21 protein-coding genes and 3 tRNA genes are annotated in these 23,120 nt (G+C 66.7%); 16 read left to right on the forward strand and 8 right to left on the reverse strand.

The features are described from left to right. Positions 1 to 21: 21 nt before the first annotated feature. Together ACEYYA_RS02215 and der are read left to right on the forward strand one after the other, a co-directional pair. Positions 22 to 1,401: an outer membrane protein assembly factor BamB family protein gene (locus tag ACEYYA_RS02215; protein WP_374797113.1), complete on the forward strand. Its 1,380-nt coding sequence runs from the start codon at positions 22 to 24 to the stop codon at positions 1,399 to 1,401. A gap of 123 nt (positions 1,402 to 1,524) precedes the next feature. After that, entirely contained in the window at positions 1,525 to 3,024 is a 1,500-nt protein-coding gene (gene der / locus ACEYYA_RS02220) for a ribosome biogenesis GTPase Der (RefSeq protein ID WP_374797115.1), read from the forward strand. A gap of 14 nt (positions 3,025 to 3,038) precedes the next feature. On the opposite strand, the gene ACEYYA_RS02225 is transcribed toward der, so the two are convergent. The 3 genes from ACEYYA_RS02225 to ACEYYA_RS02235 form a co-directional block, all read right to left on the reverse strand. Next, positions 3,039 to 3,806 (reverse strand): hypothetical protein, encoded by a 768-nt coding sequence (locus ACEYYA_RS02225; RefSeq protein ID WP_374797117.1) that lies wholly within the window; start codon positions 3,804 to 3,806, stop codon positions 3,039 to 3,041. An 83-nt stretch (positions 3,807 to 3,889) separates the two neighbouring features. After that, the gene (serS, locus tag ACEYYA_RS02230; RefSeq protein ID WP_374797119.1) at positions 3,890 to 5,179 is read right to left on the reverse strand and encodes a serine--tRNA ligase; all 1,290 of its coding nucleotides are present in this window, start codon (positions 5,177 to 5,179) and stop codon (positions 3,890 to 3,892) included. Between the two features lie 73 nt (positions 5,180 to 5,252). Then, positions 5,253 to 5,327, reverse strand: a tRNA-Thr gene (locus tag ACEYYA_RS02235). Between the two features lie 163 nt (positions 5,328 to 5,490). Between ACEYYA_RS02235 and ACEYYA_RS02240 the strand changes: the two genes are divergently transcribed. The 4 genes from ACEYYA_RS02240 to ACEYYA_RS02255 all read left to right on the forward strand — a co-directional run bounded on the left by ACEYYA_RS02240 (position 5,491) and on the right by ACEYYA_RS02255 (position 7,667). Then, positions 5,491 to 5,661, forward strand: a complete 171-nt coding sequence (locus tag ACEYYA_RS02240; RefSeq protein ID WP_374797121.1) for a hypothetical protein — start codon at positions 5,491 to 5,493, stop codon at positions 5,659 to 5,661. Beyond that, the gene (murA, locus tag ACEYYA_RS02245; RefSeq protein ID WP_374797123.1) at positions 5,654 to 6,922 is read left to right on the forward strand and encodes a UDP-N-acetylglucosamine 1-carboxyvinyltransferase; all 1,269 of its coding nucleotides are present in this window, start codon (positions 5,654 to 5,656) and stop codon (positions 6,920 to 6,922) included. The genes ACEYYA_RS02240 and murA overlap by 8 nt, the downstream gene beginning before the upstream one ends. After that, positions 6,922 to 7,386 (forward strand): DUF2948 family protein, encoded by a 465-nt coding sequence (locus tag ACEYYA_RS02250; RefSeq protein ID WP_374797125.1) that lies wholly within the window; start codon positions 6,922 to 6,924, stop codon positions 7,384 to 7,386. Before murA ends, ACEYYA_RS02250 begins: the two co-directional genes overlap by 1 nt. Positions 7,387 to 7,592: 206 nt before the next feature. Then, positions 7,593 to 7,667, forward strand: a tRNA-Gly gene (locus ACEYYA_RS02255). 81 nt (positions 7,668 to 7,748) lie between these two features. Here ACEYYA_RS02255 and ACEYYA_RS02260 read toward each other — a convergent pair. Next, positions 7,749 to 7,824: transfer RNA gene (locus tag ACEYYA_RS02260), tRNA-Ile, on the reverse strand. A 194-nt stretch (positions 7,825 to 8,018) separates the two neighbouring features. Here ACEYYA_RS02260 and purM point away from each other — a divergent pair. The 5 genes from purM to ACEYYA_RS02285 all read left to right on the forward strand — a co-directional run bounded on the left by purM (position 8,019) and on the right by ACEYYA_RS02285 (position 12,233). Continuing rightward, on the forward strand, positions 8,019 to 9,065 hold the full coding sequence (gene purM, locus ACEYYA_RS02265; protein ID WP_374797127.1) for a phosphoribosylformylglycinamidine cyclo-ligase: 1,047 nt from the start codon (positions 8,019 to 8,021) through the stop codon (positions 9,063 to 9,065). Continuing rightward, entirely contained in the window at positions 9,062 to 9,679 is a 618-nt protein-coding gene (gene purN, locus ACEYYA_RS02270; RefSeq protein ID WP_374797129.1) for a phosphoribosylglycinamide formyltransferase, read from the forward strand. Before purM ends, purN begins: the two co-directional genes overlap by 4 nt. Then, on the forward strand, positions 9,676 to 10,791 hold the full coding sequence (ispG, locus tag ACEYYA_RS02275) for a flavodoxin-dependent (E)-4-hydroxy-3-methylbut-2-enyl-diphosphate synthase (protein WP_374797131.1): 1,116 nt from the start codon (positions 9,676 to 9,678) through the stop codon (positions 10,789 to 10,791). Before purN ends, ispG begins: the two co-directional genes overlap by 4 nt. Before the next feature lie 69 nt (positions 10,792 to 10,860). Further along, positions 10,861 to 11,031, forward strand: a complete 171-nt coding sequence (locus ACEYYA_RS02280) for a hypothetical protein (protein ID WP_374797133.1) — start codon at positions 10,861 to 10,863, stop codon at positions 11,029 to 11,031. An 80-nt stretch (positions 11,032 to 11,111) separates the two neighbouring features. Beyond that, entirely contained in the window at positions 11,112 to 12,233 is a 1,122-nt protein-coding gene (locus ACEYYA_RS02285; protein WP_374797135.1) for a baeRF11 domain-containing protein, read from the forward strand. A gap of 69 nt (positions 12,234 to 12,302) precedes the next feature. On the opposite strand, the gene ACEYYA_RS02290 is transcribed toward ACEYYA_RS02285, so the two are convergent. After that, entirely contained in the window at positions 12,303 to 13,070 is a 768-nt protein-coding gene (locus tag ACEYYA_RS02290) for a DsbA family protein (protein ID WP_374797137.1), read from the reverse strand. Between the two features lie 146 nt (positions 13,071 to 13,216). Between ACEYYA_RS02290 and ACEYYA_RS02295 the strand changes: the two genes are divergently transcribed. From ACEYYA_RS02295 to ACEYYA_RS02315, 5 genes are all read left to right on the forward strand, one after another. Beyond that, complete coding sequence (locus tag ACEYYA_RS02295) at positions 13,217 to 14,368, forward strand: pyridoxal phosphate-dependent aminotransferase (RefSeq protein WP_374797139.1); 1,152 nt, start codon at positions 13,217 to 13,219, stop codon at positions 14,366 to 14,368. After that, positions 14,365 to 15,675, forward strand: a complete 1,311-nt coding sequence (locus tag ACEYYA_RS02300; protein WP_374797141.1) for an N-acetylmuramoyl-L-alanine amidase — start codon at positions 14,365 to 14,367, stop codon at positions 15,673 to 15,675. The genes ACEYYA_RS02295 and ACEYYA_RS02300 overlap by 4 nt, the downstream gene beginning before the upstream one ends. Positions 15,676 to 15,778: 103 nt before the next feature. Further along, positions 15,779 to 18,340 carry a penicillin-binding protein 1A gene (locus ACEYYA_RS02305; RefSeq protein WP_374797143.1) on the forward strand — a complete coding sequence of 854 codons (2,562 nt, stop codon included), beginning with the start codon at positions 15,779 to 15,781 and terminating at the stop codon, positions 18,338 to 18,340. Between the two features lie 65 nt (positions 18,341 to 18,405). Then, positions 18,406 to 19,533: a peptide chain release factor 2 gene (gene prfB / locus ACEYYA_RS02310; protein WP_374797145.1), complete on the forward strand. Its 1,128-nt coding sequence runs from the start codon at positions 18,406 to 18,408 to the stop codon at positions 19,531 to 19,533. 96 nt (positions 19,534 to 19,629) lie between these two features. Then, positions 19,630 to 20,436, forward strand: coding sequence for a DUF2189 domain-containing protein (locus tag ACEYYA_RS02315; protein WP_374797147.1), 807 nt, complete (start codon positions 19,630 to 19,632; stop codon positions 20,434 to 20,436). Positions 20,437 to 20,495: 59 nt separating this feature from the next. Here ACEYYA_RS02315 and ACEYYA_RS02320 read toward each other — a convergent pair whose 3' ends face one another. The 3 genes from ACEYYA_RS02320 to ACEYYA_RS02330 form a co-directional block, all read right to left on the reverse strand. Next, positions 20,496 to 20,990 carry a bactofilin family protein gene (locus tag ACEYYA_RS02320; protein ID WP_374797149.1) on the reverse strand — a complete coding sequence of 165 codons (495 nt, stop codon included), beginning with the start codon at positions 20,988 to 20,990 and terminating at the stop codon, positions 20,496 to 20,498. Then, entirely contained in the window at positions 20,980 to 22,344 is a 1,365-nt protein-coding gene (locus ACEYYA_RS02325) for a DUF5930 domain-containing protein (protein ID WP_374797151.1), read from the reverse strand. The genes ACEYYA_RS02320 and ACEYYA_RS02325 overlap by 11 nt, the downstream gene beginning before the upstream one ends. Before the next feature lie 242 nt (positions 22,345 to 22,586). Continuing rightward, entirely contained in the window at positions 22,587 to 23,072 is a 486-nt protein-coding gene (locus tag ACEYYA_RS02330) for a peroxiredoxin (RefSeq protein ID WP_374797153.1), read from the reverse strand. Positions 23,073 to 23,120 lie beyond the last annotated feature (48 nt).

A 23,120-nucleotide genomic window follows, 5' to 3' on the forward strand; every position in this document is an offset into this window, starting at 1 on the left:
TCGAATGGCAGGGAGACGGCAATGACCGCTGCGGACTGGATCATCAACACGGGTGCCGGGCGGATCGCCCGCCGTTCGGGCTGGCTGGCGCTTGGGGCAGGTCTGATCCTGTCGGCCTGCGCCGAGCGCGAGGTGATCCTGCCCGGCGCGCGTGAGGATGTGCGCGCGGGCGTCGTGGCCGCAGCCGCCAGTGCCGGCGCCAGCATCGAGGGCATGGCCGCGCCGCGCAGCGGCGTCGCGCTGGCGCTGCCTGCGATGCGCGGCAATGCCGACTGGACGCAGCGCGGCGGCAATGCGGCGCATGATGCGGGCCATGTCGCGCTTGGGGCCGGGCTGAACCGGATATGGTCGGCCAATATCGGCCAAGGCTCGGGCAAGCGGCACCGGATCAGTGCTGATCCGATCGTTGCCGGGGGCGTCGTCTATGCGATGGATTCGCAGGCGCGGGTCACGGCGGTTGCAGCCAATGGCGGCACGGTCTGGTCGAGTGATGTGACCCCGCCCGGTGAATCGGCGGGCAGCGCCTCGGGCGGCGGGCTGGCCTATGGCGAGGGGCGGGTCTTTGCTACCTCGGGCTTTGGCGAACTGGTGGCGCTGGATGCGCGAACCGGCACCGTGCAATGGCGCCAGCGGGTGCGCGCGCCGATTGGCGGCGCACCGGCCTATGCTGACGGGCTGGTCTATGTCGTGGGCCGCGACGGGTCGGGCTGGGCCGTGCGCGCCAGCGATGGCCGGGTGCAATGGACGGCCGAGGGAACGCCCGGCAATGCCGGTGTGACCGGTGTCGCCGCCCCCGCCGTCGATCCGCGGATGGTGGTCTTCCCGCAGGCCTCGGGTGAGGTGAACGCGGCGCTGCGCCAGGGCGGCATGCCCCTGTGGACGGCGCATGTCGCCGGGCAGCGTCTGGGCCGGGCCATTGGGTCGCTCAGCGATCTGACGGGTGAGCCGGTGATCCGCGGCAACACCGTCTATGCGGCGAACTCGGCCGGGCAGATGGCGGCGCTGTCGGCCGGCAATGGCGAAGTGATCTGGACCGCCCGCGAAGGCGCGATGAGCGCGCCGGTTGTGGCGGGCAATGCGGTGTTCGTGGTCAATGACCAGAACCAGCTTGTGCGGCTGGACGCGGCCAACGGCGGTCGGGTTTGGGCCGTCGACCTGCCCTATTTCCAGGATCGCCGCCCGAAGAAGATGAAGGCGATCTATGCCAGCTATGGCCCGGTTCTGGCCGGTGGGCGGCTGTTTGTCGCCTCGGGCGACGGGCTGCTGCGGGCCTTTGATCCGACCTCGGGGGCGATGGTGGGCAGCGCGCCGATCCCCGGCGGCGCCGCCTCGGCCCCGGTGGTGGCCGGTCAGGTGCTGTATGTGATGGGCCGAAACGGCCAGCTGAACGCCTATCGATAGGGTGGGCAGCGGGGGCTGTGCGCCCGTCGCCACCGCGCTTGAACCGGTGGCGCCGCGGTGGCGACCCCCCCGGATATTTTTGCCAGGAAGAAAGGGCCGCGGGCGGGGCTTGCGGAAGGTCAGATGAGTTTCACACTTGCCATCGTCGGACGGCCGAATGTCGGCAAGTCCACCCTGTTCAACCGACTGGTCGGCAAGAAGCTGGCCTTGGTCGACAACCAGCCCGGCGTGACGCGCGATCTGCGCGAAGGGCAGGGTCGGCTGGGCGATCTGCGCTTCATCGTGATCGACAGCGCCGGTCTTGAAATGGCCGAGGACGACAGCCTTCAGGGCCGGATGCGCCGCCTGACCGAACGCGCCGTGGATGAGGCCGATGTGGTCCTGTTCGTCATTGACGCCCGCGACGGGGTGACGGCGGCGGACGAATACTTCGCCGACATCCTGCGCAAGCGCGCCGAACATGTGATCGTGGCGGCCAACAAATCCGAAGGCCGCGCCGGTGAGGCGGGTGCGCTTGAGGCTTATGGTCTTGGCTTGGGCGAGCCGCTGCGCATCTCGGCCGAGCATGGCGAGGGGATGGACGATCTGTATCGCGTCCTGCAACCCTTGGCCGATCTGTTCGCCGAACGGCACGCCGCCGATATTCCGATCGTCGATATCGACGTGGATGAGGACGGCGAGGCCGCGCCCCATGCCATCACCGAGACCAACCCGCTGCAAATCGCGGTGATCGGTCGCCCCAATGCCGGGAAATCGACGCTGATCAACAAGATCCTGGGCGAGGAGCGGCTGCTGACCGGTCCCGAGGCCGGGATCACCCGCGATTCGATCAGCCTGCGCAGCGAGTTCATGGGCACGCCCATCCGCATTTTCGACACTGCCGGGATGCGCAAGAAGGCCAAGGTGAACGACAAGCTGGAAAAGCTGTCGGTGGCCGACGGGCTGCGCGCCGTGCGCTTTGCCGAGGTGGTCGTGGTGCTGCTGGACGTCGCAATCCCGTTTGAACAGCAGGATCTGCGCATCGCCGATTATGCCGCCGACGAGGGGCGCGCGGTGGTCGTTGCCGCGAACAAATGGGATCTTGAGGAGGACAAGCCCGAAAAGCTGAAAGAGCTGCGCGAGGCCTTTGAACGGCTGCTTCCGCAGTTGCGTGGCGCGCCGCTGGTGACGGTCTCGGCCAAGACCGGCAAGGGGCTGGACCGGCTGCATGACGCGATCCTGGCCGCGCATGATGTGTGGAACCGCCGCATCTCGACCGCGCGGCTGAATCAGTGGCTGGGCGCGATGACGGAATCGCATCCGCCGCCCGCGCCGGGCGGGCGCCGCATCAAGCTGCGCTACATGACGCAGGTCAAGACCCGGCCCCCGGCCTTTGTGGTGATGGCGACCCATACCGACAAGCTGCCCGAAAGCTATGCGCGCTATCTGGTCAACGGGCTGCGCGACGATTTCGACATGCAGGGCACGCCGATCCGGCTGACCTTCCGCGATCAGGGCGAAAAGAACCCCTACAAGGATCGCGCGACCAAGAACACCGGTCGGTCGCGGCTGAAAAAGCATCTGGGCGGGGCGCCGACCGATGCCCCGAAAAAGCCATCAAGCGGGCGCAAGCCGAAGCATTGACAGGGTGACGGGGGTCAGGTGCTGACGCGCACGATCCCCGCCGCCAGAAGCGAGATCCCGGCAACCGCCATCAGCGTGACGGGCAGCGTCTCGTGCCCCGGCAGGCCGATCTGCGTGGCGGCGGTGCCGATCAGCGCCCAGATCACCGACAGCGACAGTTCCGGCGTGCGATGCGCCGCCAGTTGCGTGCCAAGCGCCAGCAGCGCGATCGCCAGCAGCGCGACCGCGACCGCCGCCCCCGGCGCGATGCCGATCGGATCTTTCAGCGTCACCGCCATCATCGAGCCGGTAACGGCGATCGACCAGCCCGCGAACAGCGCCACGGGGGCAATGCTGAGAAACCGCAACCGGGCGATGCGCCGCGACATTTGCGTCAGCCGCAGGACAGGGCTGCGGCGCGGGCTTTGCAGTGCGCGATGCGACTGGGCCAGCACCCGCAGCGCCAGCACGACCTGAAGCCCGGCCAGTGCCGTCGCCAGTGCCGGGGCGGGGTGCAGGATCAGCGGCCACAGCCCGCCCGTGATCAGGGCGAATGACAGCGGCAGCGCCACAGATGCGGGCTGCGCGCCGACCCGCAGCACCCGGCACAGCCGCAGCGCCGATTTCAGCAGGATCAGCACGGCCACCACAAAGGTCAGCACCGACAGCGCGCTGAACGGCCGGGCAAAGGCCGACAGATCAAGCGGATAGGTCGGCCCGCCGGGCAGGCCATGGAACGCCATCCAGGACCAGACCGCCAGAAAAGCCGAAGCCGCCGCGACCTGAAAGGAGGCGACGATCAAGGCCTTGGGATCAGGCCGGAAGGGGGGGCGATCCTGTGTCATGCCGTCCCAACGCCGATCTGCCGGGGCGGTTCCTTAGGCTGTCAGACCAATGTGCCGGTCGCGTCGATCCGCGTTTTGCCGCCCAGATAGGGATGCAGCGCGGCGGGCAGATCGACCGAGCCATCAGCCTGCTGGCCGTTTTCCAAGACTGCGATCAGGCAGCGCCCGACCGCAAGGCCCGAGCCGTTCAGCGTATGCACGAACTCGGGCTTGGCGGTGCCGTCCTTGAAGCGCGCATTCATCCGCCGCGCCTGGAAATCGCCGCAATCGCTGATGCTGGAAATCTCGCGATAGGTGTTCTGGCCGGGCAGCCAGGCCTCGATGTCATGCGTCTTGCGCGCGCCAAAGCCCATGTCCCCGGTGCATAGCACGATGGTGCGATAGGGGATATTCAGCGCCTCAAGGATCGCCTCGGCGCAGGTGGTCATCCGGTCGTGTTCGGTGCGGGCGTCATCCGGTCGGGTGATCGAGACCATCTCGACCTTTTCAAACTGGTGCTGGCGCAGCATCCCGGCGGTGTCCTTGCCGGCCGATCCGGCCTCGGAGCGGAAGCACTGGGTATGGGCGACCATGCGGCGCGGCAGGCTGGATGCGTCGACGACTTCGCCGTTGACGGTGTTGGTCAGCGTCACCTCGGCGGTGGGGACCAGCCACCAGCCTTCGCGGGTCTGATAGCTGTCTTCGCCAAACTTGGGCAACTGGCCGGTCCCGAACATCATTTCGGGCAGGACCAGAACCGGGGTCCAGGTCTCGGTCAGGTCATGGCGGTCGACATGGGTATCCAGCATGAACTGCGCCAAGGCCCGATGCAGGCGGGCGACCGCGCCACGCAGCACGACAAAGCGCGCGCCGGACAGTTTCGCAGCCATGGCGAAATCCATGCCCGATTGCACGGCGGGCAGTTGGTAATGCTCTAGCGGCGTGAAATCAAAGGCGCGTGGGGTGCCCCAGCGGCGCAGTTCGACATTGCCGGATTCGTCATCGCCCAGCGGCACATCGTCATGCGGCAGGTTCGGGATGGTCATCAATAGATCGCGCAGCGCGCCGTCCAGCTCGGCCGCGCGGGCGGTCATCGCGGCCACCTGCGCCTTCTTGTCGGCCACCAGGGCGCGCAGCCGTTCAAAGCCTTCCTCATCGCCCTTGGCCTTCGCGGCGCCCACCTCTTTCGCGGCGCGGTTCTGCTCGGCTTGCGCGGCCTCGGCCTCAGCGATCGCCGCGCGGCGCGTTTCATCCAGCGCCAGCACCTGACCAGCCATCGGCGACAGGCCACGCTTGCCCAAGGCGGCGTCGAAAGCGGCGGGATTTTCGCGGATGGCGCGGATGTCGTGCATGGCTGGCTCCTGTCAAAGACGCGCACGTCCTAGCCGATCGGATCGGTCGGGGGAAGCGTCGATGAAAGGGGGATGGTGCTGTGAGAGAGGATTGAACTCTCGACCTCTCCCTTACCAAGGGAGTGCTCTACCACTGAGCTACCACAGCACGGTGCGCGCCGTTTAGATAAGATCGCGGCACTGCGCAAGGGGGGTCATGAGGGTTTTTGCGAAAGCCTGTCGGCGCCCTGCCGCCGATCGCCGGGGCAGGGGGGAAGACCGGGGCGCGGGCGCGCCTTTACGCAGGGGGCAGGCATTGCTATGGACGCCCGATGAGCCGCAAATCCCCGCCCCCTGCGCCCGATGCCAGCCGCGAAGCCCGGCTGAAGGCCGCGCTGCGCGCCAATCTGGCGCGGCGCAAGGCGCAGGCGCGGGCACGCGCGGCCGATGAGACAGAGATCACGCCGGAGGATACCGGCAGGGATGAGGACGGGCATGGATAGCATCATCGTCAAGGGTAACGGGCCGCTGAAGGGTGCGATTCCGATCGCCGGGGCGAAGAACGCCTGTCTGGCGCTGATGCCGGCCACGCTGTTGTCGGAGGAGCCGCTGACCCTGACCAATGCGCCGCGGCTGTCGGACATCCGCACGATGACGCAGCTTCTGGCCAGCCTTGGGGCCGAGGTCACGCAATTGCAGGGCGGTCAGGTGCTGGCCATGTCCAGCCACGACATCAATAATCTGACTGCCGATTATGACATCGTGCGCAAGATGCGGGCCAGCAATCTGGTGCTGGGGCCGCTGCTGGCGCGGGCGGGGCAGGCTGTCGTATCGCTGCCCGGCGGTTGCGCGATCGGCGCGCGGCCGATGGATCTGCATATCTTCGGGCTGGAAAAGCTGGGCGCCGAGATCGAACTGCGCGACGGCTATCTGCACGCGGTCGCGCCGCGCGGGTTGAAAGGCGCGGTGATCGAACTGCGTTTTGCCAGCGTGGGTGCCACCGAAAACATCGTCATGGCCGCCACTTTGGCCAAGGGTACGACGGTTCTGAAGAACGCCGCGCGCGAACCGGAAATCGTCGATCTGGTCGCCTGCCTGCGCGCCATGGGCGCCCAGATCGAGGGCGAGGGCACCGAGACGATCACCATCCAGGGCGTCGACCGCCTGCGCGGCGCGACCCATCCGGTTGTCACCGACCGGATCGAACTGGGCACCTATATGCTGGCCCCGGCGATTGCGGGGGGCGAGGTCGAATGCCTGGGTGGGCGCATCGATCTGGTCGGCAGCTTCTGCGAAAAGCTGGACGAGGCCGGGATCAGCGTCGAGGAAACGCCGCGCGGGCTGAAGGTCAGCCGCAAGAATGGGCGGGTCAAGGCGGTGAACGTCCGCACCGAGGTGTTCCCCGGCTTCCCGACCGACCTTCAGGCGCAGATGATGGCGCTGCTGTGCACCGCCACCGGCACCAGCGTGCTGGAGGAAACGATCTTTGAAAACCGTTTCATGCACGCCCCCGAACTGATGCGCATGGGCGCGCAGATCGAGGTGCAGGGCGGCCATGCGACCGTGCATGGGGTCGAGCGGTTGAAGGGTGCGCCGGTGATGGCCACCGACCTGCGCGCCAGCGTCAGCCTGATTCTGGCCGGTCTGGCCGCCGAGGGCGAAACCATCGTCCGCCGCGTCTATCATCTGGATCGCGGCTATGAGCGGGTCGAGGACAAGCTGCGCGCCATCGGCGCTGTGATCGAACGGGTGAAAGAGGAATGATGACCGACGCACGATTCGAGGACGGCGGCGAGGCCGCGATCAGCCTGAAGGCGGAAACGCCCGAAGATCTGGCGGTGATCTCGGCCCTGGTGCAGGATGCGGTGCTGGCCGTGACCGACATTCGCCACGATCCCCGCGCGCGGCAATTGGCCTTGCTGATCAACCGCTTCCGCTGGGAGGATCCGCGCGCCGGGCAGAATCCCGAACGCGCCCGCGCGCTGCTGGTGATCGGCGGCGTGGCGGCGGTGCGTCACCAGGGCATCGACCGTGGCCAGCCCGACACGGTGCTGTCGCTGCTTGCCGCCGACTGGCAGCCCGACCAGGACGGCGCCGGGCGGATCGTGCTGACGCTGGCGGGCGACGGCGCCTTGGCGGCGGATGTCGAATGTCTGGACGTGACGCTGCGCGATGTGACGCGGCCTTATCGCGCGCCCTCGGGGCAAGTGCCGCGCCACCCGGATTGAGGGGGCGACTCTGGCACCTTGCCCGCCTGAAAATCGCCCGCACCGGCCCGCGCCGTTGCGGGTTTTTACGTTCGCTGGGCCAATTTTTTCCGCAATCACAGATGCTTGCAGGATTTTTGCAGATGCCGCGCATTTTTCCCTTGCAGGGGCGCGCGGGCTTCCTTAAATCACCGCTCACCGAAGGGGAAACCCACCGGATACGGAATGCGGGCGTAGCTCAGGGGTAGAGCATAACCTTGCCAAGGTTAGGGTCGTGAGTTCGAATCTCATCGCCCGCTCCAGTATCCAGACGGTTTGAAAAGGGCGGCGCGAGCCGCCTTTTTTCGTTTCCGATCAGATGTTTGGCACTGTCTGGGGCGGGTTGGTAGGCCCGGAGGGACTTGAACCCCCAACCAAGGCGTTATGAGCGCCCTGCTCTGACCATTGAGCTACAGGCCCGACCTGATCGCGGTTTAGCAGCACAGGGGCAGGGGTCAAGCACTCTGCCGCGCCCCCCGCACCGGCTGTGCACAAGCAGTGCAAAGAATGTACACCGGCTGTGCACCGATCCCGCCCGCCGCCCGCGCCATCGTCTTGGCGTTGTCGCGCAGGCGCAGATCGGCTATCGGGGGGCAACAGATGAAGGTGCGCCCATGACCCAAGCCAATCAGCCGCTGACCTATGCCGCCGCCGGTGTCGATATCGACGCGGGCAATGAACTGGTCGAACGCATCAAGCCCGCCGCCAAGGCCAGCGCCCGGTCCGGGGTGATGTCGGGGCTTGGCGGCTTTGGCGCGCTGTTCGACCTGAAGGCCGCGGGCTACAGCGATCCGATTCTGGTGGCCGCCACCGACGGCGTGGGCACCAAGCTGCGCATCGCCATCGACACCGGCATCGTCGACACGATCGGCGTCGATCTGGTCGCCATGTGCGTGAACGATCTGGTCTGTCAGGGCGCGGAACCGCTGTTCTTTCTGGACTACTTCGCCACCGGCAAGCTGGAACTGGACCAGGCGACCGCGATCATCACCGGCATTGCCGGGGCCTGCCGCGACAGCGGTTGCGCGCTGATCGGCGGCGAGACGGCGGAAATGCCGGGCATGTATCACGGCGGCGATTTCGATCTGGCCGGTTTTGCCGTCGGCGCGATGGAGCGCGGCGCGGACCTGCCCAAGGGCGTAGTGGCGGGCGATGTGCTGTTGGCGCTGGCCTCGGACGGGGTGCATTCCAACGGCTATTCACTGGTGCGCAAGATCGTCGATCGCGCGGGCCTTGGCTGGGATTCGCCCGCGCCCTTTGCCGATGCCACGGTGGGGCAGGCGCTGTTGGCCCCGACGCGGCTTTATGTCAAACCGGTGTTGGCCGCGCGCGATGCCGGGGGGCTGCACGCCGCCGCCCATATCACCGGCGGCGGCCTGACCGAGAACCTGCCCCGCGTCCTGCCCGAGGGCTTGGGCGCCGAGATCGACCTGACCACTTGGCGCCTGCCGCCGGTCTTCCGCTGGCTGGCCGATACGGCGGGCCTGTCGCAGGGTGAGCTGCTCAAGACCTTCAACGCTGGCCAAGGCATGATCCTGGCCGTCGCCGCCGACCGGGCCGAGGCGCTGGCCGCGCTGCTGACCGACATGGGCGAGACCGTCACCCGCATCGGCACGATCACCCCCGGCGAGGGCGTGCGTTACGCCGGCGAACTGGCATGAGCGACTGGCACCACAAGGGCACCAATGTCGTCATCCTGATTTCGGGTGGCGGGTCCAACATGGTCAAGCTGGTCGAGTCGCTGCACGGCGATCATCCGGCCCGGTGCGCGCTGGTGCTGTCGAATAACCCCGGCGCGGGCGGGCTGGCCTTGGCGCATGAATTGCGCGTCGCCAATGCCGCGCTGGATCACCGCCTCTTTGGCAAGGATCGCGCCGCATTCGAGGCCGCACTGGCCGAATACATCGACGTGGCCGAGCCGGATGTGATTTGCCTTGCAGGCTTCATGCGCATCCTGACGCCCGATTTCGTGCGCCGCTATCAAGGGCGGATGCTGAACATCCACCCGTCGCTTTTGCCGAAATATCCGGGGCTTGACACCCATGCCCGCGCGCTGGCGGCGGGCGACCGGATCGCCGGGGCGACGGTCCATCTGGTCACCGAGGAACTGGACAATGGCCCGATCCTGGGTCAGGTCCGCGTGCCGATCCTGCCCGACGATACCGAAGCCACGCTGGCCGCGCGGGTGCTGCGCGGCGAACATATGCTGTATCCGCAGGTGCTGCGCCGCTTTGTCGAGGGCAACACCGACCGACTGGAGCTTGACCTGACGTGACCCACAATCCGATCCGTCCCTGGCGCAATATCGACCGGCGGGTTTCGCGCCGGATCATGGTCGGGTCGGTGCCGGTGGGCGGCGACGCGCCGATCAGCGTTCAGACCATGACCAACACCGACACGTCGGATGTGCGCGCCACGCTGGATCAGGTGATCCGCGCCGCCGATGTGGGCGCCGATATCGTGCGCGTCAGCACCCCCGATGAGGCCTCGACCCGCGCCCTGCGCGAGATCGTGCGCGAAAGCCCGGTGCCGATCGTGGCCGACATCCATTTCCATTACAAACGCGCGATCGAGGCGGCCGAGGCGGGCGCGGCCTGCCTGCGCATCAACCCCGGCAATATCGGCGATGCCGCCCGCGTGCGCGAGGTGGTCAAGGCCGCCCGCGATCACGGCTGTTCGATCCGCATCGGCGTGAATGCAGGTTCGCTGGAAAAGCACCTGCTGGAGAAATATGGCGAGCCGTGCCCCGACGCGATGGTGGAAAGTGGTCTGGATCACATCAAGCTGTTGCAGGACAACGATTTTCACGAGTTCAAGATCAGCGTGAAGGCCAGCGATGTGTTCCTTGCCGCGGCCGCCTACAGCCAACTGGCCGAGGCCACCGACGCGCCGATCCATCTGGGCATCACCGAGGCCGGCGGGCTGATGGCGGGCACGGTCAAATCGGCCGTCGGCATGGGCAGCCTGCTGTGGGCGGGCATCGGTGACACGATCCGCGTCAGCCTGTCGGCGGACCCGGTCGAGGAGGTCAAGGCCGGTTTCGAGATCCTGAAATCGCTGGGCCTGCGCACCCGCGGGGTGCAGATCATCTCGTGCCCGTCCTGCGCGCGGCAGGGGTTCGACGTCATCAAGACCGTCGAAATCCTGGAAAAGCGGCTGGAACATATCAAGACGCCGATGAGCCTGTCGATCATCGGTTGCGTCGTGAACGGGCCGGGTGAGGCCTTGATGACCGACATCGGCTTTACCGGCGGCGGGGCTGGGTCGGGCATGGTCTATCTGGCCGGCAAGCAGGATCACAAGCTGGGCAACGAGGCCATGGTCGATCACATCGTCGAACTGGTCGAGGCCCGCGCCGCCGCCATCGAGGCCGCGAAGACCGAGTAGGGGGCGATTTCGGGGAACCATCGCGCCAGCGCCGGGTTGTGTCATCGAACACAGCCCAAGGAGGATCGCATGGCACCCCATAACCCCGCCCGCTACGACCCTGTTGAGCACGTCACCCGTGACGAGGCCGAAAAGAACAAGCGTCGCCTGACCGAGAAAGAGGCCGCCCACGCCCCCGAGGGCAAGCAGTCGATCCCCGGCGACACGGCCGATGCCGACGAGCCGTCGAAAGACGACTGACCTTTTTCATTCTGTTTTCATGCCGATTTCGCGGTGGCCGATCCCGGTCATCCGTATCGTTTTACCCATAAAGGACGCCCATGCTGCATCTTGATATCCCGACCCGCGACCAGATCAACCGCCTGACAGCCGCCCGCGCCGAGCCTTCGGTGACGATCTATCTGCCGACCACGCCGCTGACCCAGCATATCGACCAGTCGCGGATCGAGCTGAAGAACCTGCGCAAGGAAGCGGTCGAGCAGTTGCAGGCGGCAGGTGTGGACAAGCGCGCGATCTGGCCGATCGAGGAGCAGATCGAGGCGATCGAGGAGGACGACGATTTCTGGACCCATCAGGCGCACAGCCTGGCCGTGCTGGTCACGCCGGAAAAGATCCGCACCTTCCGGCTGGCGAACAAGCTTGAGGCCTCGGTCCATGTGTCGGACCGGTTCCACCTGAAGCCGCTGCTGCGCGCGACGACCTTTGGCAACAACGCCTATGTGCTGGCTTTGGCCGAAGGCGGCATCCGGCTGATCGACGTGCCCGCCCAAGGCGAGGCGACCGAGGTGCGCGTGCCCGACATGCCCAAGGATGCCTATGACGCGCTGGGCACCACCACGCTGAACGACCGCGCCCATTCGCGCCGTCAAGTCGGCGACGAAGGTAAGAACATGCGCCTGCGCCAATATGTGCGCATCGTCGATCAGGCGCTGATGAAGGTGCTGCGTCATTCGGAACGCCCGCTGATCCTGGCGGCGGCGGACCCGCTGGAAAACCTGTTCCGCGCGGCGGCCAGCTATGACCATCTGGCGCCGCGTTCGATCGAGGGCAACCCCGAGCACAAATCGCCCGCCGAACTGGCCGAGGCCGCGCGCCCGATCCTGACCAAGGTGCAGGCCGCCGAGGTCGAGGACGTCCGCGCGCTTTACGCCGAACGCGCCAGTGCCAGCCGCGCCACCACCGACCTGTCGACGATCGCGCGCGCGGCCACCCATGGCGCGGTCGAAGCGCTGATGTTCGACATCGACGCGGTGACGCCCGGCACGATTGACGATGACGGCGTGATCCAGATCGATGACCGTGACGATGCCCATAACTATGGTATCGGCGATGAGATCGTGGCCCGTGCGATGAACAGCGGCGCGCGCATCATCGCGGTGCGCAAGGACGACCTGCCGGGCGGCGACAGCGGTCTCGCCGCGATCCTGCGCTGGCCGGTCTGATCCGCCCCGAACCATGACAAAGGCCGCGCAGCACCCGCTGCGCGGCCTTTTTCGTGTCGAAAGCGTCGCTTAGCCGCGGGTCTGCGCGACGGCGGCCTGCATCCCGTCCAGCGGCAGGTAGCCGCGCAGCAACTGCCCGCCCATCTTGCCGTCGACCTTTTTGCCGATGGCAAAGGCCGGGGTGCCTTGAATGCGCATCCGTTCGGCCAGTTGGCGGTTGGCGCGCAGCACGGCGGTCACGGCTTCCTCGTTCATGCGCTGGATCAGCGCCTGCGCGTCATGACCCAGATCGCCCGCCAGCCGCGTCAGCGTGTCCAGCGTCACATCGCCGCGCAGGGTGATCAGCGCCTCATGGGCCTTTGCATAGGCCTCATCCCCGTGCAGTTGCTTGACGGCGACGGCAAAGCGCGCGGCCTGTTCGGATTGCGCGCCCAGGATCGGGAAGTCCTTCAGGATCAGGCGGATCTTGCCATCCTTTTCAATCAGTTGGCTGACTTCATCATGGGCCTTGCGGCAATAGGTGCATTTGTAGTCGACGAACTCGACAAGGGTGATGTCGCCGTCCGGGTTGCCGCCGACCCAGCTATGGCCATCGTTGAACAGATCCTCGGCATTGGTGGCGACGATCACCTTGTCATCCTCGACCTGCTGGGCGACCTGGCGTTCCTCAAGCACGGTGATCGCCTCGACCAGCACCTGCGGGTTTTCCATCAGATAGGCTTTGACCGCATCGCCAAAGGCGGCCTTTTCGGCGTCGGACATGGCCGAAATGTCAAAGGCGGCGGCGGGGTTGGCCAAAGCGGCGGCAAGGGTAAAAGCGGGCAGGGTGCGGCGCATCGGTGTTCCTTTCGTGGGTCGGCGCGCAATGTCGGACCTTGGGCGGGGATGTGCAAGGCGCGAATGCGCGCGGGCGGCCTCACATGATCGCCAGTTGCCGCGCGGCGCGGATGATGGCACATCCCCGTCAAACAAGGGGGGTGCGGATGCGTCAGTCGAACCGGGGTCAGGTCGATCCCTTCATCGTCATGGATGTGATGGAGGCCGCCCGCGCCGCCGAAGCCGCAGGCCGCCACATCATCCATATGGAGGTCGGGCAGCCCTCGACCCCCGCCCCGGCGCGCGCCCGTGCCGCGCTGGCCGCCGCGCTGGATCGGGATGCGCTGGGCTATACCGTGGCGCTTGGCCTGCCCGAATTGCGCCAGGGCATCGCCCGGCTTTATGCGCATTGGTATGGCGTCGATCTGGACCCGGCGCGGGTGGTGGTGACGCCGGGGTCATCGGGCGCGTTCCAACTGGCGTTTTCGGCTTTGTTTGACGCGGGTGACCGGGTGGGGCTGCCCGAACCCGGCTATCCCTCGTATCGCCAGATCCTGCGGGCGCTGTCGCTGACGCCGGTCGGCCTGCCGACCCTGCCCGAGGACCGTTACTTGCCGCGCCCCGGCGACCTGCCCGCCGATCTGGCGGGCGTCATCATCGCATCGCCCGGCAATCCGTCCGGCACGATGGCCGACCGCGACACCCTGGCCGGGCTGATCGCTGCTGCACAGGCGCAGGGTGCGGCCTTCATCAGCGACGAAATCTATCACGGCCTGCATTACGGCGACCGCGCCGTCAGCGCGCTGGAAATCAGCGATGATGTCGTGGTCATCAACAGCTTTTCCAAATATTTCAGCATGACCGGCTGGCGGATCGGCTGGATGGTGGTGCCCGACAGCCATGTGCGGACCGTCGAGCGGCTGGCCCAGAACATGTTCATCTGCCCGCCCCATGCCAGTCAGGTCGCCGCCCTTGCCGCGCTGGAGGCCGAGGACGAGGCCGAGGCGATGCGCGCCGTCTATGCCGAGAACCGCCGCATGATGCTGGAGGGGCTGCCCGCCGCCGGTTTCACCCGCATCGCGCCGCCGGACGGGGCGTTCTATATCTATGCCGATGTCAGCGATCTGACCGATGACAGCCGCGCCCTGGCCGCCGCAATTCTGGACCGCGCCGGGGTGGCGGTGACGCCGGGTCTGGATTTCGACCCGGTGCGCGGCCATCAGACGCTGCGTTTCTCGTATGCCCGCGCGACGGCGGACATCCGCGAGGGGCTGGCCCGCCTGACCGCCTTCATGGCCGATTTCAAGGCAGGCCGATGACCGCAATCCGGGCGCTGCTGCGGCTGCTGGTGGTCGCGCTGATCACGCTGACCGCGCCGCTGGCGGCACAGGAAGCCGAGCGCGTGCCGCCGCCGATCTTCCCCACGCCCGAGGCTGGCGCGCCGCCCGCGCTGCCGAGCCCCGCCTCACCCGCGCGGACCACGGCTTTGGCGCGGCCCGATCTGGCGGCCAGCGGCCTTGCGCTGGATGAGGGCGGGCTGAGCCTTGCGCTGAAGCTCAGCCAGCCGGTGCCGTTTCGCAGCTTCTTTCTGGACAACCCTCCGCGGCTGGTCGTCGATTTCAACGAGGTCGATTTTTCGGGGCTGAAGCCGCAGGCGCTGCCCGGCGCGGCGCGGCTTCCGGGTCTGCGATGGGGGGCGATCCGGCCCGGCTGGTCGCGGCTGGTGGCCGAACTTGACCGGCCCTATCGGCTGGACCATGCGACGGCGCGGGCCGCCGGTGATGGTGGCGTGATCGTGTCGTTGCGGCTGGCCACGGTCGCTGCCGCCGATTTCGCCCCCGCGCCCGGCGCCGCGCAATCTGCGCTGTTCGACCTGCCCCAGCCCGAGCCGCTGCCGATCCCGCGCCGCCGCCAGTCGGGGATCGCCGCGTTGCGCGTGGTGCTGGACCCCGGCCATGGCGGCATCGACGCCGGCGCGACCTATGGCGATGTGACCGAGGCTGCGCTGATGCTGTCCTTCGCGCGCGATCTGGCCGAGCAACTGATCCGCGAGGGGATCGACGTCACCCTGACCCGCGATGCCGACCAGTTCCTGTCCTTGGAGCGGCGCATGACCATCGCGCGCGAGGCGGGGGCCGATCTGTTCCTGTCGCTGCACGCCGATGCGATTTCCGAGGGTGAGGCCTCGGGCGCGACGGTCTATCTGTTCGATCCAACGAACAGCGACCGCGCTGCGGCGCAACTGGCCGCCCATCACGACCGCGCCGATCTTTTGGCCGGGCTGGATCTGGGCGGCACCGATGATGAGGTGGCGACCGTGCTGATGGATCTGGCGCGTCGCGAGACCGACCCGCGCGCGCGCCGCTTTGCCACCCACCTGACCGGCCAGTTCGCCACGGGTGCGATCCCGATGCACAAGCGCCCGGTGCAGGGGGCGTTTTTTGCGGTGCTGAAATCGCCGGACATCCCCTCGGTGCTGCTGGAACTTGGCTTCCTCTCCTCGCCCGAGGATCGCGCCCGGCTGCTGGACCCCGACTTTCGCGCCCGCATGGCCCAGGCGATCCGCCGCGCGATCCGCGATTGGGCGATGGAGGATGCGGTCGAGGCGGCAAAACTGCGCCAATAGCGCGCGACGCAGCGACGGGGCCGGGTTTTTGCACGCCAAGTTGCTTTGACCCCCGCCGCGCCTTTGGCTAAGAGGGGGGCCGGTTCCCCAGCTCAGGTGCGACGTGGCGCGGTTCATCCTTTCCTTTTTTGGCGCGATCTTTTCCTGGATCGTCACCGCCGCCGTGGCCGGCGCGCTGGTTCTGGGCGCGATTTTCTGGATGTATTCGCGCAACCTGCCCAGCCATGAGCAACTGGCGCAATACACGCCCAAGACCATCAGCCGGATCTATTCCGGCGAGGGCCGCCTGATCGACGAATTCGCCGAGGAACGCCGCCTGTTCGTGCCCAGCGACGAAATCCCCGATCTGGTGAAGAACGCCTTCATCAGCGCCGAGGACAAGAATTTCTACAGCCACCATGGCTTTGACGCGCGCAGCATGATCGCCGCCGCCGTGCAGGCGGTCAGGTCGCGCGGCCAGAACGTGCGCGGGGCATCGACGATCACCCAGCAGGTGATGAAGAACTTCCTGCTGTCCAGCGACCGGTCGATCGAACGAAAGATCAAGGAACTGATCCTGGCCTCGCGGCTGGAGGAAACGCTGTCCAAGGATCAGATCCTGGAACTGTATCTGAACGAGATTTTCCTGGGCCAGAACAGCTTTGGCGTGGCCGCCGCCGCGCAGACCTATTTCAACAAGACGCTGGGCGAACTGGCCCCGCATGAGGCCGCAATGCTGGCCGCCATGCCACAGGCGCCGGGGCGCTATCACCCCGTCACCGCCAAGGCGCGGGTGACGGAACGGCGCAATTATGTCCTGCGCGAGATGTGGCAGAACGGCTATATCGACGAGGCCGCCTATCGCGCGGGGATCGAGGAGCCGCTGAAATCGGTGCAGAACGGCGATTACCCGGCGCATCGCGAAACCCTGCCGCCGCGTGACTATTTCACCGATGAGATCCGCCGCCAGTTGTCACGCAGCTTCGGCCAGGAGGAATTCTTTGGCGGCGGCCTGAGCATCCGCGCCACGGTCGATCCCGATTTGCAGGATCAGGCCGCCGTGGCGCTGCGGCAGGCGCTGGAGCAATACGACCGCGGCATGGGCATCTGGCGCGGCACCGGCGTGGCGCTGCCCGCCGATGTGCTGGGTGATGCGGTGAAATGGCGTGGCGCGCTTGCCTCGGCGGCGGTGCCGCGCGACGTGCCGGGCTGGCTGCCTGCCGTCGTGATGGGCTTCGAGGGCGGCAATGCCCGCATCGGCATCGAAGGCATCATGGACGAACCCGAAGGCCATTGGGTGCCCGCCCGCGACGTGCAATGGGCGCGCCCGCGTCTGGAAAACGGCCGTCTGGGCAGCCGCGCGCAAAAGGCCGAAGACCTGCTGAAGGTCGGCGATGTGGTGCTGGTGCGCGCCATGACCGAGGACGGCAGCGGCAAGTTCATCCGCTGGTCGCTGCGCCAGGTGCCGCAGGTGCAGGGCGGGTTCATGGCGATGGACGTGAACACCGGCCGCGTGCTGGCGATGCAGGGCGGCTTCAGCTATCAGGCCTCCGACTTCAACCGCGCGACCCAGGCGCAGCGCCAGCCGGGTTCGGCCTTCAAGCCCTTCGTCTATGCCGCCGCACTGGATTCGGGCTTTACCCCGGCCACCATCGTCGTCGATGGCCCGATCGAGCTGAACACACCCCAGGGCCTGTGGAAGCCCAAGAACGCCTCGAACCGGTATTACGGCCCGACGCCGATGCGCACCGGGATCGAGCAGTCGCGCAACCTGATGACCATCCGCATCGCCGAGGAAATCGGCATGGATGTGGTCGCGGGCTATGCGGAAAAGTTCGGCGTCTATGACAAGATGAACCCGTTCCTGGCCAACAGCCTGGGCGCGCAGGAAACCACCCTGTTCAAGATGGTGGCGGCCTATGCGATGTTCGCCAATGGCGGTGAGCGGGTGGAGCCGACGCTGGTTGACCGCGTGCAGGACCGCTTTGGCCAGACCGTCTATCGCCACGACCGCCGCACCTGCGCCAATTGTGCCGATCCGCGCCTGCCGGCGGGGCAGGGGCCGACGATTAACTCGGAGCGCGAGCGGGTGATGGATGCGATCACCGCCTATCAGCTGACCTCGATGATGGAAGGCGTGGTGCAACGCGGCTCGGGCAAGGGGGTGAACCTGCCGGTGCCGGTGGCGGGCAAGACCGGCACCACCAATGATGCCAAGGACGTGTGGTTCATCGGCTTCACCAGCAATATCGTCGCGGGCTGCTATATCGGCTTCGACCAGCCCCGATCGCTGGGCGAGAACGCCTTTGGCGGCACCCTGTGCGTGCCGGTGTTCAACGCCTTCATGCGCAAGGCGGTGGCCGAATACGGCGGGTCCAAGTTCCGCGTGCCGCCGGGCGGCTATTGGGTCAAGATCGACCGCTTTTCCGGCGCCAAGCTGGCCGACAATGCCACCGGCGACAACGTGATCGCGGAGTATTTCCGTGACGGCGTGGTGCCGGACTGGAGCCTGCAAAACGTCGTCGATGGCGGCTTTGTGGCGGGCACCGATTTCCCGCTGGTCGATGAGGTCGCGGCGCAGATGCGCAATCAGGGGGCGCAGTCGGTCACGACATCGACCGGCAAGGCGGTGGTCATCCCGAAACGCGCCACCGAACAGACGATCAGCGGCGGCGGCCTGTATTGACCGCCCACTTGCCCGGAAACAGGCGGCGCGCTATGACCGCCGCCTGAATGAATTGAGGTCAGACCATGCGCGCCGAAATGCAGAATACCGTCGAGAAGATCCAGAAGTCGCTGCGACTGCTGGGTCAGCGCATGGACCTTGAGACCGCGCCGCACCGGCTTGAGGAGTTCAACGCCCTGATCGAGGATGGCGATCTATGGTCGGACCCCGCCCGCGCGCAAAAGCTGATGCGCGACCGGCAGGTGCTGATGGACAAGCTGGCGGCCTATCGCCAGATCGAATCCGGCCTGAACGACAATGTGGAACTGATCGAACTGGGCGAGGCCGAGGGCGACACCGAGATCGTCACCGACGCCGAACAGGGCCTGCGCGATCTGGCCGTGCTGGCCGCCGACAAGGAGCTTGAGGCGCTGCTGGATGGCGAGGCCGATGGCAACGACACCTTCCTGGAAATCAACGCGGGCGCGGGCGGCACCGAAAGCTGCGACTGGGCCAGCATGTTGGCGCGGATGTATGTGCGCTGGGCCGAGAAAAAGGGCTACAAGGTCGAATTACAGTCGGAAACCTCGGGCGATGAGGCGGGGATCCGTTCGGCCAGCTACAAGATCAGCGGGCCGAATGCCTATGGCTGGCTGAAGTCGGAATCGGGTGTGCATCGGCTGGTGCGCATCAGCCCCTATGACAGCGCGGCGCGCCGCCACACCAGCTTTTCCTCGGTCTGGGTCTATCCGGTGGTCGATGACAATATCGAAATCGACATTCCGGCCAATGACATCCGCATCGACACCTATCGGTCGTCGGGGGCGGGCGGTCAGCACGTCAACACCACCGATTCGGCGGTGCGCATCACCCACCTGCCCACCAATATCGTGGTGACCAGCAGCATGAAATCGCAGCACCAGAACCGTGAGGCCGCGATGAACGCGCTGAAGGCGCGGCTGTATCAGCTGGAACTGGATCGCCGCAACGCCGCCATCAACGCCCAGCACGAGGCGAAGGGCGAGGCCGGTTGGGGCAACCAGATCCGCAGCTATGTCCTGCAACCCTATCAGATGGTCAAGGATCTGCGCACCGGACACGAGACCAGCGACACGCAAGGCGTGCTGGACGGCGCGCTGGACGGGTTCATGGCGGCGACGCTGGCGATGGATGTCGCCGGCAAGTCCCGCGCCGAGGCCAATGCCGAGGACTGATCCCGGCCCTGCGCCTTTGGTCTGTCAGACTTAAGTCTTGTCACATCGGGCAGCAGCCCCTTACGCTGCCATGTCAAAGCAAGGGGAGATGCTTTGATGTCCAGCACCGATGTGAACCGGGGCGGTTTGCCGTCCCAACCCTCGCCGCTGCCCGAGGTTCAAGGGGTCAGCCTGTCCGACATTGCCGACTGCCTGCGGCTGGGCTGGCGCGATTTTCTGCGCGCCCCGGCCTTTGGGCTGTTCTTTTCCGCAATCTACACGATCGGCGGGATCATCATGTATCTGGTCTTTGCCGCCGCCGGTCAGGAATGGTGGCTGATGCCGGTTGTAGTAGGCTTTCCGTTGCTTGCGCCCTTCGCCGCGGTCGGCCTTTATGAGGTCAGCCGACGGCTTGAGACCGGCCAGCCGCTGATCTGGCGCGAGGTGCTGGGGGTCGTCTTTGCGCAAAAGGACCGTCAGGTGCCGTCGATGGCGATGGTCGTGCTGTTGATGTTCATGTTCTGGGTGTTCATGGCGCACGGGATCTTCGCCTTGTTCCTGGGCACCGTGTCGCTGGTCGACATCAGCCATTCGCCGCAGGTGCTGTTTCGGGGCAGCGGCCCGTTCATGCTGGCCTTCGGCAGCGCGGTGGGCGCGGGCTTTGCGGCGGTGCTGTTCGCCATCACCGTGGGCGGGCTGCCGATGGTGCTGGAACGCAATGTCGATTTCATCAGCGCTATCATCCGCAGCTTTCAGGCCGTCACCGCCAATCTGGGGGTGATGATCGTCTGGGGCCTGGTGATCGCGGCGCTGATCTTTCTGGGAATGCTGCCGCTGTTTCTGGGCCTCTTGATCGTGTTGCCGGTGCTGGGCCATGCCAGTTGGCACATGTATCGCCGCCTGCTGGCCGACGATCCCGCCTGATCCCCAAACGCAATCGGCGCCCCGATGGGGCGCCGATGAAGCTGTGCGATGGCCGAAGGTCAGGCCTGGCTGTCGCTGCTGCTGGGCGGGGCCAGCTTCTTGGTGGTGCCGGTGGCCAGCGGGTCGTCCTGACGCTGCACCGAGCCTTCAAAATGCGCGCCGGATTCGATGGCGATGGTCTTGTGAACGATGTCGCCCTCGACCCGCGCGGTCGAGGTCAGGCGCACCTTCAGGCCGCGCACGCGCCCGACGATGCGGCCATTGACGACCACGTCATCGGCGACGATCTCGCCCCGGATGGTGGCGCTTTCGCCGACGGTCAGCAGATGGGCGCGAATGTCGCCTTCGACAACGCCCTCCACCTGGATGTCGCCGGTGGTCTTGACGTTGCCGGTGATGGTCAGATCCGACGACAGGATCGAGGCCGGGGCCTTCTGGCGCGGCGCGGCGGGCACGCTCATGTCGCCGCCAGCGGGCTTGGTCATGTCAGCGCGGACGGGCGCTTCGGCTTCGGGGTTGCGGGGCGGTTCGGTGACGCGCGATTTAGAAAACATTCTGGGCCGCCTTGATGAAGGTCATGGGATTGACGGCGGTGCCGCCCACCCGCACCTCATAGTGCAGATGCGGGCCGGTGGACCGTCCTGTGTTGCCCATATCACCGATCCGCTCCCCGCGCGAGACCGATTGCCCCACCCTCACGCGGATTTTGGACAAGTGGCCATAGCGGGTCTCGATGCCGTTGGCATGGGTGATCTTGATCAGGTTGCCATAGCCCGACTGCCAGCCGGCAAAGCTGACGGTGCCGTTGGCCGGGGCGACGATCGGGGTGCCGACCGGGCCAGCCATGTCGATCCCCTCATGCGCGCGGCCCCAGCGACGGCCAAAGCCCGAGGTATAGCGGAACGACCCGGCGACCGGCAGCGCCAGCGGCACGGTGTCGACGGCGATACGATAGCTGTTCATGCGGTCAAGCTGTTCGATGATCGCATTGGCGCGCGATTCGCTGGTGGTGATGTCGGCATTGCCCTTGGACGAATGCGACAGCGGCGTCAGCGGGCCGCCTTGGCCGGAATAGCCGCGGCGGATGGTACGCAGCAGATCGTCGGGGTTCATGCCGACCGATTTGAACATCTTGTCCAGCGGCTGAACCGAGATCGTCACCGCGTCTTCCAGCTTGGCGAAGATTTCGTCCTGACGCTCCAGAATGTCGGATTTCTCGGCCTCGAGCGCGGCGGCGGCCAGGCGCGCGGTCTGCGCCTCGGCGAGGGCGCCTTCGCGCGACCGGGTGACCTCGCCCAGGGCGGCGGTCACCACATCCAGCGTGGCCGCCAGTTCCTCGACCCGCGCGGCGGCGGTCGTGGGGGCGTCCGCATCGCCGTTCACCTGCGCGCTCAGCACGGCGGCCTGGTCGCGGGCAGTGTCGCGGTCATCCATGGCCTGACGCAGGGTCGATTGCACGACGCCCAGACCCTTTTCCAGCTCGCGGCGGCGTTCCTCGCTGGCCAGCAGTGCGGATTGCATCTGCGAGACCTGCGCCAAGGCGACGTTGAAGCGCGATTGCGCGGCGGCGGCCTCGGCGGCGCGGCTGTCGCGTTCGGCCGACAGCGTATCAAGGCGCTGTTCAAAGGCGGCCTGCGCCTGACGCGCCTGACCCTGGGCATTGCCCGAACTGATGCCGTCGATCACCAGGATCGAGGTGGCGACAATCGACCAGCCGAACACCAGTGCCACACCGCCAAGGGCAACGGCCTGTTGGGTGGGGCGCAGGCGCACAAAGCGCGTCGAGCTGTCGGATTTCAGAAAAAGGCGCTGTTCGGGCAACCATTTTTCAAGAACGGCGTTCAACCGGTGTGCGATGCGACGTGGCAAATCTTCTCTTCCCGTGTCCGTTTCAGGATGCGGCGGCACGGATTGCGGGACGGCAGAGCCCCGGCGGCATCCGAACCGCGCGGTGCGGCAGGGATAGCCGCCCGGCGGTTTGACGCGCAATGTGAATCCCCGGCCGGTTCCCGGTGATGCGCGGAGGCTTGCCAGCATGGGCAGATTCCCGCCGATCGCCCGGCGGCGTCGCGCAAAAGGCCGCCCGTTGCCGGGCAGCAACAGGCGCAATTTTCAGTTTTTCTGAACTTATCTGTGGGCCGAACGCGGAATCAGAGCGATTCGACGGCCTCGACCACCGAATCGACATGGCCCGGCACCTTGACCTTGGGCCACAGCCGCACGATCCGCCCGTCGGCGTCGATCAGCACGGTCCGCCGCTCGACCCCCATCGACTTGCGGCCATACATGTTCTTTTCCACCCAGGCGCAATAGGCCTGCGCCACCGCGCTGTCGGTATCGCTGAGCAGCGGCACCGCCAGATCACGCTTGGCGATGAAGCGGGCGTGGCTGGCGGGATCGTCAGTGGAAATGCCGAACACCTCGGCCCCGGCGGCGTGCAGGCGGGGCAAAGCGGCGGTGAAATCCAGCGCCTCAGTGGTGCAGCCGGGCGTGTCGTCGCGCGGATAGAAATACAGCACCACCGCGCGACCGCGCAGCGCGGACAGCGTGACCTCGGGCTGGTCCCAGCCGGTTGCGGGCAGGGTGAAATCGGGGGCGATCTGTCCTGTCTCAAGCGGGGTGGATGTGTCGGTCATCGGGCTGCCTTTCGGATGTGGCGGAAATCCGCGCCGGGGGATGCGGCG

This window comes from Paracoccus zhouxuedongae, assembly GCF_041927815.1.
Lineage (GTDB): Bacteria > Pseudomonadota > Alphaproteobacteria > Rhodobacterales > Rhodobacteraceae > Paracoccus.

Excerpts from the sequence above, each read along its gene's own strand:
- ACEYYA_RS02215 (WP_374797113.1), top strand. The coding sequence starts at position 22 with ATGACCGCTGCGGACTGGATCATCAACACGGGTGCCGGGCGGATCGCC.
- der (WP_374797115.1), top strand. The coding sequence starts at position 1,525 with ATGAGTTTCACACTTGCCATCGTCGGACGGCCGAATGTCGGCAAGTCC.
- serS (WP_374797119.1), bottom strand. The coding sequence starts at position 5,179 with ATGCACGACATCCGCGCCATCCGCGAAAATCCCGCCGCTTTCGACGCC.
- ACEYYA_RS02240 (WP_374797121.1), top strand. The coding sequence starts at position 5,491 with ATGAGCCGCAAATCCCCGCCCCCTGCGCCCGATGCCAGCCGCGAAGCC.
- murA (WP_374797123.1), top strand. The coding sequence starts at position 5,654 with ATGGATAGCATCATCGTCAAGGGTAACGGGCCGCTGAAGGGTGCGATT.
- ACEYYA_RS02250 (WP_374797125.1), top strand. The coding sequence starts at position 6,922 with ATGACCGACGCACGATTCGAGGACGGCGGCGAGGCCGCGATCAGCCTG.
- purM (WP_374797127.1), top strand. The coding sequence starts at position 8,019 with ATGACCCAAGCCAATCAGCCGCTGACCTATGCCGCCGCCGGTGTCGAT.
- purN (WP_374797129.1), top strand. The coding sequence starts at position 9,062 with ATGAGCGACTGGCACCACAAGGGCACCAATGTCGTCATCCTGATTTCG.
- ACEYYA_RS02280 (WP_374797133.1), top strand. The coding sequence starts at position 10,861 with ATGGCACCCCATAACCCCGCCCGCTACGACCCTGTTGAGCACGTCACC.
- ACEYYA_RS02285 (WP_374797135.1), top strand. The coding sequence starts at position 11,112 with ATGCTGCATCTTGATATCCCGACCCGCGACCAGATCAACCGCCTGACA.
- ACEYYA_RS02290 (WP_374797137.1), bottom strand. The coding sequence starts at position 13,070 with ATGCGCCGCACCCTGCCCGCTTTTACCCTTGCCGCCGCTTTGGCCAAC.
- ACEYYA_RS02295 (WP_374797139.1), top strand. The coding sequence starts at position 13,217 with ATGCGTCAGTCGAACCGGGGTCAGGTCGATCCCTTCATCGTCATGGAT.
- ACEYYA_RS02300 (WP_374797141.1), top strand. The coding sequence starts at position 14,365 with ATGACCGCAATCCGGGCGCTGCTGCGGCTGCTGGTGGTCGCGCTGATC.
- prfB (WP_374797145.1), top strand. The coding sequence starts at position 18,406 with ATGCGCGCCGAAATGCAGAATACCGTCGAGAAGATCCAGAAGTCGCTG.
- ACEYYA_RS02315 (WP_374797147.1), top strand. The coding sequence starts at position 19,630 with ATGTCCAGCACCGATGTGAACCGGGGCGGTTTGCCGTCCCAACCCTCG.
- ACEYYA_RS02320 (WP_374797149.1), bottom strand. The coding sequence starts at position 20,990 with ATGTTTTCTAAATCGCGCGTCACCGAACCGCCCCGCAACCCCGAAGCC.
- ACEYYA_RS02330 (WP_374797153.1), bottom strand. The coding sequence starts at position 23,072 with ATGACCGACACATCCACCCCGCTTGAGACAGGACAGATCGCCCCCGAT.